Source organism: uncultured Alteromonas sp. (assembly GCF_963976965.1).
GTDB classification, from domain to species: Bacteria; Pseudomonadota; Gammaproteobacteria; order Enterobacterales; family Alteromonadaceae; genus Alteromonas; species Alteromonas naphthalenivorans.
Genome location: NZ_CAXBMP010000012.1, coordinates 72,135 through 84,138, shown reverse-complemented (window position 1 = coordinate 84,138; position 12,004 = coordinate 72,135). Strand labels below are relative to the sequence as shown.

Genomic DNA, 12,004 nt, shown 5'->3' with positions numbered 1-12,004 from the left:
CTTTTGCTTAATACAGGCGATTTGTTCAATACCCTTCGACTAAAACCTTGAATAATTCCGGTTCATAGACAGTTTGAAGGCAGCAAAATTATGAAACCACTTCTAAAACGTGAATATGAACGCTCAAAGAAATTGGCTCGGGAACTCGAAGCAACAGGAGATTTATCATCTGCCTTCATCGCGTTAGAGCGTGCGCATATTCTGGGTCAACGTTATCTTATTCCTCATATACACGCTCATCTTTTAATGTTGAAGATCGGACTAAAACAACGGGATGTCCGTGAAATTTTTGGACAACTGCTCAGGATCGTTGCAACAATCCCAGGCTATCTTTTGGGGTGGGTGCCAAAAGGTAATACCGGAGGTAGTAACGTATCGGCGCTCAAACCTATGCCCCTCCCTCCCGATCTCGCGCCGGTTTTAGCCGATTACAATGTATGGCGTGATGTGATGAAGCGAGCAATAATCTTTTGTGTGATCGCACTGTGCGTGATTGCTTCATTGTTTATTTTTGACGCTCGCCACCAGTCATCCGCTAGTGCATTATCGCAATACTGGACATCTCAGCGCTTTACACCCATATCGATTGGAGAAAGTACACACAGACTGAGTGTCACGCCCGTGGTTAATTTTTATGGGGAGCCGGGGTTTGCCACAGAGGCTGGTGTTTCATACTTAGTGCAAACGGATAAGCACACCGTGTTATTTGATCTGGGACACAACCGACAACAAGCACAAGAATCTCCACTTGAGCAAAACTTACAGCGCCTTGATGTAAACACTGATGAACTTGATACTGTTTTTATTAGTCATTTCCATCGTGATCATATTGGTGGGCGTACATGGGAAGAAAAAAGCAGTATAGGCTTTGGTTTTAACCAACCAGCACTGGTGAATACGTCTATTTTTGCCCCCATCCCACTTAGCTATCCTGGCAAGGATGTAACGACTATCGACAAGCCGACGATACTCATGGATTCACTGGCGTCAACCGGCCCCATTCCTCGACAGCTAGTCTTGGGCCGAGTTGACGAACAAGCCTTGGTGATCCATCTCGAAAACAAAGGACTCGTGGTAGTTGTCGGGTGTGGTCATCAAACACTGACTGCGCTGATAACCCATATTGAAACACATTTTGAGGCTCCTCTATATGCGTTAATCGGCGATGTACATTTTCCACTTGAAACAGGCCGGCTGCATATTGCTGGTATAGATATACAGCGTCGTTTGGCGTCAGGTAGCGGGCTTTTTTCTCCCATCAGTAAACAAGATGTACTTAATGATATTGCGTTAATGTCACAAAAATTCGACATAGTTGCGTTAGGTGCTCACGATACAAGCGACCAAGCATTGGTATTGGTTGAGGAACACTTTACCGGCGAATTCATACCCGTTCGCGCCGGTAAACCCATACATTTTGATGAGTTTGTTACAAGACTAGAGGAGGCACGCTAATGTCACCTATCAACGCCACTTATTTACAAGCCACTCCCCTACTTGATTTCGATACGCCCGCTATTCAGACGCTTATTGCCGAAAAGGAGTGGCAGTCACTGACTACCTCTGAGCGTATTGGTGCTATTTACCACTTTATACAAAACGATGTCGCATTTGGGTATAACAAACGTGATGATATAGCTGCTTCGGAGGTGCTTAAAGATGGTCTTGGTCAATGCAATACCAAGGCAACCTTACTGATGGCACTGTTAAGGGCAACCGGTATTGCATGTCGTTTGCATGGGTTTACCATCGATAAGCGATTGCAAAAAGGTGCTATCACGGGCTTACTGTATATACTCGCCCCACGGCTAATCATTCATAGCTGGGTAGAAGTACAACATGACAAAGAGTGGATCTCGTTGGAAGGCTTTATTCTCGATAACGGCTATTTAAACAGTGTTCAAAAGCGATTCCCAAAAGCTACGACGTTTTCAGGTTACGCCATCGCCACTAAAAACCTGCAATCACCTAACATTGCTTGGTGTGGAAAAAACACTTTCATTCAAAGTGAAGGGATTGTCGATGATTTTGGCATTTTTGATTCTCCCGATACGTTTTATCAAGCCCATGGTAATAATTTAAAGGGATTCAAATCCTTTTTATATGAAAATATTTTACGGCATAGTTTGAACCGGCGAATCGACTACATCCGTTCAAACAAGCTTTAGGAGAGCACAATGAATAACCAACAACGTAAGAGTAAAGTCTTTATTTCACATGCCATTTTTAACCGCATTTGGTTGCTGGTAATTGGCCTGATATTCATTATCAGCGCTATATCACATAGCTTTATTTGGGAACAATCGGTTGTACACAACTTGCTATTTCATCCTCTGATTATTCTCGTCGGATTAGGCCTTTTTGCGCTATATTGTCAGTCTCGAGAATGTTCTAAACTGTAATATAAACAGCGCAATTAATAAGAGGGCACTCGAACTCATATCGAATGCCCCAGCTCAGTACACAACAAGCTTTTTGTAAACCAATCGAAACAAAACAGGCAGCACTACCAGTGTTAGCAAGGTTGACGATATTATCCGCCGATGACCACTGTGGCCAAAGGCCGTTATACCTCTGCGCCAGTATCCACGTTGATCGGCATGGGCACGAACACAAGGCTTGCTGCCAATGCGGCCATCAATATCGGCCGTAACCGCGTTAGTGCGCTGTCAATAATTGAACGAACCAATTCCCCTGTTTCTTCCAGTATTTGTCTGATATGAACAATGAATAGGTGACATGACTCAATAGTTTAAGCACTCTAGCTTGGCTAGAGCGTAAATCTGAGAGACACATAAAATGATAATAAGCGATTTATCGATACAACGATAAGCCATAATAAAGCGATGCTGAACTTACTAAGAAAAGTCTCTTCGGTATTGGCGGCTGATCATGTTGCGTGTATTTGTTCCAGCTGCTAACCGTGTTTTAGTTTTACATACAAATTAACGGTTACCAAAGGTGCATAACACTAATCCCGCAACAATAATGCGGAATTAGTGCATTTCTGTCTAAAAGTATACACTAGAACCGATAATTTACGCCAATTTCAAACGAACGCTCAGGGCCAACATAAATACCTTGTCGCATGCCGGTGATGTAGCGTTTATCAGTTAGGTTTTTGATAGCGCCGAATACCTTCATATTTTTGTTAACGGTATAACTAGCGTTTACATCTAACAAGGTATAAGCAGGTAACAAGCCACCCCAAATGCCACCCGCGGCATCATCAGGTATGTCTACTGTGTTGCTTGCATCACCATATTGTTCGCCTCGATGATGCACGGTTAATGCCCCGCTTAACTTATCACTTTCATAACTCAAAGCAACATTGGCAATTACTTTTGGCGCATACGGAAGTCGGTTTCCACTATTTTCTCCTGTTTTAAATTCTGAAGTTGGGATAAACGTAGCGTTAGTATCAATATAAAAGCCACTACCAATATCATAGGCTAACAGCAATTCCATACCTAAATGTTCAGTTTCACCGCCGTTGGACTGAGACAAATTAGGGTCGCTATTACCCGTTACCACTTGATTGCTAAAGTCCATGATAAAAGCGGCTGCTTCATAAGTAATGTCGCCCTGCTTTCCTCTGAGGCCTAGCTCATAGTTAGTTGAACGCTCTCCATCTAAGTTTTGATCGCTCAGCCCGTCAAGTGCCACACCGTTTGAAGCGGGCGAGAAAGCGCGGTAAACACCACCATAAATTTGTGCCGAATCATTCAAGTCGTAAGTTGCGCCAACACCGGGTAGAATTTCGGTGTTGCTGGTTGTTGCTTCTGCATTATCGTTGGTTAGTATTATTCTTTTTTGCTCATAGGACTCTACTCTAAGGCCGGGTGTAAAAGCAAAAGCATTGCTTAATTGAATACGGCTTTGGGCATAGCCGGCATAGCTTTGCGCCGAATCAATACGGTGGCGATCGTTTGCTCCTGTGCGATCGGAGCTGCGCAGCGCTCGAATTCGGGTGTCGTTTGACTCCTCTTGCATGAAACGTAAGCCAAATTCACTGTTGGCTTCTACACCCATAAGGCTGTGTTCTAAAGTCAAGCGAGTTTCTATTCCAACGCGCTCAAACGAGCGATTATTTCCGGTTAAACTGTCGGTATATACCCAACTATTGGCCTCGTTTGAGGCCTCAGTATCAACACTATAACGCCAATAATCGCGGCTCACGTCACTCCAATAAACAAGGGTGTTTAGGGTTGCGTCGTTAGATAATGACCATTCGTGATTAATATCAAACGCTGTACGCTCGGTTAAGTAGTAATCGTCTGGTGCAGGGTTGTAGTCTTCACCCGCTTCATACTCAGCTAGTAATAATCCACGATAAGAGATATTTGCGTCATTTTCATAACGCGATAGTTTAATGCCTAACTTTTGACCATTGTCAAAAATAACACCAGCTTTTGCCATTACATCGGTCATATCATAGCCTTTATCCATAAAGCCATCGCTGCTAGCGCGGGTTGCTAAAACACCAGCAAATGCATCCTCGTCTTCGTTTTTGCCACCCGCTTCTACAGTAATTTCTTGCATATTAAAGGAACCAGCACGGCCAGTGAGGATGACACCATCATCGGGTGTTTTAGTTTTATAATTCACTACGCCGCCTATTGTGGATGGGCCATAGCGAAGTGAAGCTGAGCCTTTCAGTACTTCAATTTGACTTACACGCTGAATACGGGGATTAAAATAACGGGCGTTACCAATAAAAAGACCCGGTGCAACGGGCACGCCATCTTCTAAAAGTAGAGACTTAGATTCACTTGCTGAAAGGCCCCGAATACCAATGTTAGACACTATGGCAGTTTCTTCTTCACTTTTAATATTCACACCGGGAATACTTCGCAAAACATCTTGTGTCGACAAGGGTTGAATTTTATCAATTTGATCTTGATTGATAATAACAACGCTACCCGTTTGTTTTAAAAGAGCGGAGGTGCTGTCGCCTATTACGCGAATAACTTCTATAGCAGGCATTATTTTGTCACCCGCCTCGCCTACATCGGGTGTTTCTTGAGCTAGTGAACTGAAAGATAGTAGTGCGGTCGAAACTGACAAAGTTAAGCGCGTTAGCTTTGTTTGCATAAAAAGTATTCCTTGGTGGGTAGTGATAAGGTAAAAAAGAAGTTGCATTAATTAGCTAATGATAATACGAATACCTATCATTAGCAATATGGCGCACAACCAATGTCGCAATGACTGATAATTTATACTTTAGTAAATCACGTAATGAGTAATATTAGACACGTGAATTGTATGACGTTAAAACGGGAGTTCTAGATTGACGGTCGTATTCCGATTTACTTAAACATTGAATTCTCGAAATCAGGGAAAAAGTGTGCTAAGTCTCACCTGAACTGGTGTTCAAGTGATGCCAGAATAGTGTCCAATTCCCCTAGCCTGGAACAGATCTAATTGGCGTTTTCTGCAATGATTAATGCGGTAGACTGGTGCGAGCAAGAATAGACGCTGTCCGACTAAAAAACGAGATGAATAGAGGCGGATATTGGACATCGAAAACCCTTGAACCGCCAGAACCAAGGGGAAACGCATATTATTGTTTACTTGACAGGGCAGCTTAATGGGTGAACCCCTTATAAAGTGATAATCAGCCTGCCGATGCTCATCGCACACAGCAGGCCAGCTGAGCTTAGGAAGGCGCTCTTGCCATATCTTTTAACTTCCCTTTTGAAAACCAGGCAAAAAGCACAGGCAGTACAAAGAGCGTCAAAAATGTCGCGGTTACTAAGCCGCCTACAATAACACTTGCTAACGGTTTTTGGATTTCAGCACCCACGCCGTTAGACATTAACATTGGAATTAGCCCTAGCGCAGATGTAATCGCCGTCATCAACACTGGCCGAAGTCTTGATGTAGCACCATCGAATACAGCGTCAGATACTGATAATCCGTCTGCAATGCGCTGATTGATGCTTTCTACCATCACCACCCCATTTAGGACCGCCACTCCAAATAAGGTAATAAAACCTACGGAGCTCGGTACAGAAAGATATTGCCCTGATAACCAAAGTGAAAATACTCCGCCTATCACAGCTAGAGGCACATTCACGAGGATCAGCATTGCCTGACCAAACGAAGCAAAAGCAAAGTACAGTAGTAATGCAATTAAGCCCAACGAAAGCGGCACAACTAGTGATAATCGTTTCTGCGCCCGTTGTTGATTCTCAAATTGCCCGCCAATATCCACTGAATAGCCAGTAGGCAGTGCTAGCTGCTCATCAATAGATTGACGAATATCTGCCACCACGCTACCCATGTCTCGACCTTGAACATTTGCCTGGATAACAACTCGCCTCTGTACGTCATCACGTCTGACTTGCGGTGGACCAGAAGCAATCGTCACTTCTGCAACATCTCCTAAACGAACCCATGCACCTGACGGAGTTTGTAAGCGCAAGTCGGCTATCGTTTGACTGTTATTTCGAAATTGTTCAGCAAGCCTGACATAAATATCATAGCGCTCATTACCATTGATGATTTGGCCAGCGCTGGCTCCACCTAAACCTTCGCTTACGAGCTCCATTACATCACCCACGGCCAACCCATAGCGCGACAGAGCGCGGCGATTCGGTGTCACAATCAGTTGAGATTCACCGGCAATTTGCTCCATAGCAACATCTCTTGCACCTTCAACTTCTTTTACTAAAGCTTCAATGGCTTGGCCTTTTTCAGCCAAGATGTCAAGATCAGGTCCAAATAATTTAATGGCAAGTTGAGCTCTTACACCCGATAACAACTCGTCCACTCTTGTCGCGATAGGTTGAGAAAAATTGAAGAGCAAACCCGGATGTTGCTCCATTTTTTCTTCCATTAACGCTTGCAGTTCATAGCGGTTACTTGCACTTGTCCATTCAGGCACTGGCTTTAACCCGATATAAATTTCGATATTGTTTACAGGCTCAGGATCGCCTCCTATTTCGGCGCGACCGATACGCGACAATGTATAGGTGACTTCTGGAAACCCCATTAATATATTCTCAAGCTTAGGGGAGACCTCTAGGGCAGTATCTAAACTAGATGAAGGCGCTAAAGTAACACGCAAGTTAATGGTGCCCTCTTCCAGTTCTGGTACAAACTCTGTGCCAAGCCGAGGAAGCACTACACCAGCAGCGACTACCATAATTGCAGCAATTCCAATCACTACTTTTTTATGCAAAATTGCCCACGATAGCCCTTTGCGATACCCCGCGTCTAAAGGTTTCAACACAACGCTTTCTCGTGGTTTCACGCCTTTTTTAAATAGATACGTCGCCAATGCCGGTACAATAATCAGTGCAACTAATACCGCCGAAAGCATGGCCAACATAATACTAATAGCCATTGGTTGAAATAATTTTGCTTCAACGCCTTCAAAGCTAAACAAAGGCATGAATACCACAAGGATTATGGCTGTTGCGAAGAAGATAGGCCGGGCTACCTCCTTGCCCGCTTCTTGTAATCGCAAAGCGATACCGTGCGTATCATGGGACGAGTCTAATGGATCATCATCTTCAACATGTTCACCCAATTGTCTCTTGTGATCATGCTCAGCATCAGTGTGAGTCAAGTGTTTAAACATGTTTTCAACCATTACCACTGAGCCATCTACTAGCATGCCGATTGCCACTGCAATGCCCCCAAGCGACATAAGGTTGGCAGAAAGTCCAAACCACGACATGACCATTAAGGCAATACCAATAGAAATAGGGATCGAAATCAGGACTAAAAACGTGGCTCGTAGATTCATCAAAAATAAAGCTAGAATAACAATAATAAATACGAACGCTAACATTAGCGCATTTACAACCGTATCCACGGCTTGAGTAATTAAGTCAGCTTGATCGTAGAATACTTCAAAACTCACGCCATCAGGCAATGCTTGGTTAATTCGCTGAATACGAGCATTGACGCCATCAATTGTGGCTTTCGTGTTAGCTCCCATGCGCTTAAGTACAATGCCTGAGACGACTTCACCTAAGTTTTGAATGTTACCGTCGGCGTCTTTTCTGGTCATGGTGGCAGCACCCTGACGAATTTCGCTACCTAACTCAACGTTCGCCACATCGGATACAGTAATCGTTGTTCCGTCTACGGTTTTTAAAGGTACCTGACGTAATTGCTCTAACCCTTCCTCGCCATGATCTAACCAGCCAGTGCCTCTTATCACAAGTTGCTCCTGCCCTCGGTTCATATACCACCCCCCCACATTGGTATTATTCCGCTCAAGTGCTTCCATCACTATATCTTGAGTCAAGCCATATCCAAGTAATTGAGATGGATTGAGGTTAACTTGGTATTGGCGTACTTCCCCACCAAAAGAGAGCACATCCGTTACGCCATCGGCAGGAAGCAGCAGCAATTTCACCACCCAATCATTTAAACTACGCAACGCCATAGCGTCTAGGCCTGAATCGGGCTCAGCCAACAATAGATACTGATACACTTGCCCCAATCCTGATGTGTTGGGTCCCATTTCTGGCGTACCGACGCCCTCGGGAATTAACTCTTTAGCCGCTTGCAGACGCTCGAATACCAATTGACGTGCAAAATAGATATCTGTGTCCTCGCTAAACACAACGGTCACACCTGAAAGACCTGTTTTGGAAATAGAGCGCACTTCCATCACATCCGGTAAGGCATACATCACCGCTTCTATTGGATAAGTAATTAACTGCTCTACTTCTTCGGCAGCTAACCCCGGTGCTTCTGTATTGACAGATACTTGCACGTTGGTGACATCTGGAAATGCATCCAAATTCAGTTTTGGAATAACAAAAACCGCGCTGACTATTAACGTTGTCAGAGCAATCACCACTAACAAACGATTAGTAACAGCCCAATCAATTAATTTATTAAACATAAAGACTCCTCCTAATTAGTGGTTGTGTGGGTCAAAACCGCCTTTAGCGATTTGTGAAGCGACAAAAAAAGCACCTTCGCTTACTACGCGAGAACCCGGCTCTACACCGGTTATTTCCCGCAAGCCACCAAGCGCTCTTCCAAGTTCAACTTCGACGGGTAAAAACTCGCCGGGATGATCTTCTACAAATACCATCCAGTCTCCATCGGGCCCTCGCATTAGCGCACTTTCTGAAACAGCCATTACCGGCATTTTTGTCAGAAAACGGAAATACACCTCGGCAAATTGACCAGGATGCAAACGATGTTCAGGGTTGCTCACTAATAGCCGAACCGTTCTCGTTCGAGTAATTGGGTCAATGGTATGTGCCTCTTGTGTAACCGTTGCATCAACTGTGAAGTCTCCCACTTTGATTTGTGCCGGAGAACCTGCACCTAACCGCAGGTTAATATTCGATGGTAGATGCGCTTCTACCCAAAGTTCACTTTCATCTGCCAACGAGATCAACGGCTCTCCCGCATCAATACGCTGACCTTGTTCAAACGAGTCACTGAGTACCGCGCCATCAATTTCAGCACGTAAGCTATATTCTCCTAATGCTATTGATTGCTGTGAGGTGAGCGTTTTCAAATCTGCATCGGATAAACCATATGAGATTAATACTGCACTAGCCGCTTCAAAATTAGCTTTTGCATCAATGTAGCGCTGCTCTCCAACAGTTTTTCGACCAAGTCCTTTTACTCTTTCCCATTCTGGATATGTTGTTCGGTAATTGGCTTGTGCTTGCGCAACGGTTTCGCTAAAAAGCGTGACAAGCACTTGGCCTTTATTTACCCTGTCTCCCAATGCCACATGACGACGCGTGACAACGGATGCCACTCTGGGTGATACTCTATAGCTGCTATAGCCGTTTGAAAATATTTCACCCGGTGCATACAAAGTATAATTGACAATTTTGGGGCTTAGTGTGCTTACTTTAATGTTGGCTAATGCCATTTGATTGGAGTCTAACGATGCAGAAGCAGTTTCATCATGCTCTTCATCATCTTTATCCTCGTTTTCACCTTTATCATGAGCATGTTCGCTTTCGTGATCATCATGTTCATCGGCACCCTCGCCTCCATGCTCATCAAGCTTTTGACCATCTTGTAGTTCATGTTCTTCATGACCATCATCAGTATGTTCGTCATGTTTATCTTTTATGCTTTTATCGATGCTTGTTACCGTTTCATTGTGAGCATGCTGTTGATCAGACTTTTGTGCGAAACTTGGTGCAGCGCCGACAAATGTGGCGATGAAAACTGCTAATACTGTTTTATTCATTTTGTTAATCCTGTTACTCAATTGAGAAATCGTGTTGAACTGGGGGCAAGTCGATAAGACGACCTGATTGCAGCATGAGATTTTTTAATGCTATGCGCGTTTGCTTTTCGAGCTCTATGCCAGACAGTAAACTTTCTGCGCGTTGATTCAGTGCAATAAGGTAGTTAGTCGTTGATAAATCGCCACTGCGCCACTGCTTCTCTAACAAATCACCACTACTCTCGATGCGACCCTTTACCAATGATTGCCATTGCGTAAACTGTAGGTTGTAGCTTTGCCACGCGCCAAACGCTCCTTTTAAATCGAAACGAAGTTTCCGATACTGCGCTCTAAAACGTGCTTCAGTTTCTAACGCCATGCGTTCTGCGGCGCGAGTTTCTGCACTGTAATCGTTGCGAATGTTTAACGGTATGGAAAAGGTCAGCCCAACGGTGTTTTCTCGCGCTTCCTGCCCTGCATTAATACCAAAAGTAGGATTTGCTTTTGCACTACGTCTAGTGACTTCTGCTTCTTCTTTTTGCGTGAGCCATTGCGCATAAGCGCTTGCTACTTTTGGGTGTTTTAGTAATTCTTCATCAGACGGATATGTAGCATTAGAAGGCCAAAAGTCGTCGGGTATAATCCCTCGCTCTGGCTCCCAATCAGGAAGTAACTCCCGCACCATTGCTTCGGCCATTTGAAGTTGAGCCTCTGCTCCCGCCACTTGAGCAAATTGTTTCGATAACGACAAAAAGGTAAGCTCTGCATCGATACTCCCTAGATCACCAGCCGCTTGACGTATTTCGACCAATTCAAGTAACGAATTAAGTTGCTGTTGTTGTGATTTTGCAATTACAGCGGCACTTCTTGCTGCACGCCAATTGATTAATGCATCAATAGCATCAGCTGATTTGTTTAAAACGACTTCTTGGTATTGAGCTTGTGCAGCAGTGCGCATAAAACCCGCTTTTTGTCGCCTTGCGCCTTGCCTGTCCCAAAGGTCGATTGTCTGTTCAACACCCACGCTGTAGTCATTGTTATCGCCATTACGCGTATAGTCAGTTGACAATTCAGGGTTATAAAGGGCTCGTTCAGAAGCATCAGCGAGCGCACCTGTGCTTAACAATTGTTCTTTGGCCGCGACAATATCGGGATGTTTGTTTATCTGTGAAGAGAACCAACTTTCCCAGTTCTGATTTTGCGCATGAGCAAAAATCGGTACAAACAATAAGCAAGTGCACAGCAGTTTGGTGCCATTAAATGTAAGTAAGCTAAGCCGTCTCAATGATGTGGCTTTTGTTGTTTGAATACGCTTAAAAGGCGCAGATAGCAGTGGCGACCTGACATGCAGGTCACGCCCAATAAAATGAGTAAGATTCATAATAATCCTAAAATTAAATAATAACGGACGTCGCGTTTAAGGTTATCGCGACTAGCTTTAAACAGAATTTAGGATTTTTGCTTAGGTGGGCGCAGTAAGCGGTTGATAGGTGCGTCTATAAGAGCATCTAGATAGTTAAAGTTGTGGTTTGACACCACGTGATGGTGTTTATTGATACTGTCATGACCGACCCACTGAACATGTGTACCATGGCAATGACCACAGTGATGACAGTCGGCTGGATTATGCTGCCCCTGTACTTGGTCGGTACTTGCATCTTGCGTACTTGTTGATGACAAACTCTTATCATGCTCAGCATGATTGTGTTCATGTTGCAAATGTTGAGTGTCTATTGCATCAAAATCTAACGAATTGGCCACAGCAGAAAACGACTGAAAGAGTATCAGCGAGATCATGATGTAACATATACGTTTTAAATTTTTCATAACAAG

The 12,004-nt window shown here is 44.1% G+C and carries 9 protein-coding genes; 3 read left to right on the top strand and 6 right to left on the bottom strand.

What is annotated here, in order from left to right; all coding sequences use genetic code 11:
- Nucleotides 1–90 precede the first annotated feature (90 nt).
- The 3 genes from AAC006_RS11205 to AAC006_RS11195 are packed head-to-tail and all read left to right on the top strand — an operon-like array spanning nt 91 to nt 2,402.
- A complete protein-coding gene (locus AAC006_RS11205; protein ID WP_012518528.1) occupies nt 91–1,455 on the top strand; it encodes an MBL fold metallo-hydrolase in 1,365 nt (454 codons plus the stop codon).
- Complete coding sequence (locus AAC006_RS11200; RefSeq protein WP_012518527.1) at nt 1,455–2,168, top strand: transglutaminase family protein; 714 nt, start codon at nt 1,455–1,457, stop codon at nt 2,166–2,168. The genes AAC006_RS11205 and AAC006_RS11200 overlap by 1 nt, the downstream gene beginning before the upstream one ends.
- 9 nt (nt 2,169–2,177) lie before the next feature.
- On the top strand, nt 2,178–2,402 hold the full coding sequence (locus tag AAC006_RS11195) for a hypothetical protein (RefSeq protein ID WP_012518526.1): 225 nt from the start codon (nt 2,178–2,180) through the stop codon (nt 2,400–2,402).
- A 164-nt stretch (nt 2,403–2,566) separates the two neighbouring features.
- Here AAC006_RS11195 and AAC006_RS11190 read toward each other — a convergent pair whose 3' ends face one another.
- The 6 genes from AAC006_RS11190 to AAC006_RS11165 form a co-directional block, all read right to left on the bottom strand.
- Entirely contained in the window at nt 2,567–2,689 is a 123-nt protein-coding gene (locus AAC006_RS11190; RefSeq protein WP_012518525.1) for an efflux RND transporter permease subunit, read from the bottom strand.
- A 335-nt stretch (nt 2,690–3,024) separates the two neighbouring features.
- Nucleotides 3,025–5,094 (bottom strand): TonB-dependent receptor, encoded by a 2,070-nt coding sequence (locus AAC006_RS11185; RefSeq protein ID WP_012518524.1) that lies wholly within the window; start codon nt 5,092–5,094, stop codon nt 3,025–3,027.
- A 565-nt stretch (nt 5,095–5,659) separates the two neighbouring features.
- Nucleotides 5,660–8,869, bottom strand: coding sequence for a CusA/CzcA family heavy metal efflux RND transporter (locus AAC006_RS11180; RefSeq protein WP_339891335.1), 3,210 nt, complete (start codon nt 8,867–8,869; stop codon nt 5,660–5,662).
- Between the two features lie 15 nt (nt 8,870–8,884).
- Nucleotides 8,885–10,192 (bottom strand): efflux RND transporter periplasmic adaptor subunit, encoded by a 1,308-nt coding sequence (locus tag AAC006_RS11175; protein ID WP_126873340.1) that lies wholly within the window; start codon nt 10,190–10,192, stop codon nt 8,885–8,887.
- Nucleotides 10,193–10,205: 13 nt separating this feature from the next.
- Complete coding sequence (locus tag AAC006_RS11170) at nt 10,206–11,552, bottom strand: TolC family protein (protein WP_288389430.1); 1,347 nt, start codon at nt 11,550–11,552, stop codon at nt 10,206–10,208.
- A 68-nt stretch (nt 11,553–11,620) separates the two neighbouring features.
- On the bottom strand, nt 11,621–11,998 hold the full coding sequence (locus tag AAC006_RS11165; protein WP_071981290.1) for a hypothetical protein: 378 nt from the start codon (nt 11,996–11,998) through the stop codon (nt 11,621–11,623).
- Between the last annotated feature and the right edge of the window lie 6 nt (nt 11,999–12,004).

Excerpts from the sequence above, each read along its gene's own strand:
- AAC006_RS11205 (WP_012518528.1), top strand. The coding sequence starts at position 91 with ATGAAACCACTTCTAAAACGTGAATATGAACGCTCAAAGAAATTGGCT.
- AAC006_RS11200 (WP_012518527.1), top strand. The coding sequence starts at position 1,455 with ATGTCACCTATCAACGCCACTTATTTACAAGCCACTCCCCTACTTGAT.
- AAC006_RS11195 (WP_012518526.1), top strand. The coding sequence starts at position 2,178 with ATGAATAACCAACAACGTAAGAGTAAAGTCTTTATTTCACATGCCATT.
- AAC006_RS11185 (WP_012518524.1), bottom strand. The coding sequence starts at position 5,094 with ATGCAAACAAAGCTAACGCGCTTAACTTTGTCAGTTTCGACCGCACTA.
- AAC006_RS11180 (WP_339891335.1), bottom strand. The coding sequence starts at position 8,869 with ATGTTTAATAAATTAATTGATTGGGCTGTTACTAATCGTTTGTTAGTG.
- AAC006_RS11175 (WP_126873340.1), bottom strand. The coding sequence starts at position 10,192 with ATGAATAAAACAGTATTAGCAGTTTTCATCGCCACATTTGTCGGCGCT.
- AAC006_RS11170 (WP_288389430.1), bottom strand. The coding sequence starts at position 11,552 with ATGAATCTTACTCATTTTATTGGGCGTGACCTGCATGTCAGGTCGCCA.
- AAC006_RS11165 (WP_071981290.1), bottom strand. The coding sequence starts at position 11,998 with ATGAAAAATTTAAAACGTATATGTTACATCATGATCTCGCTGATACTC.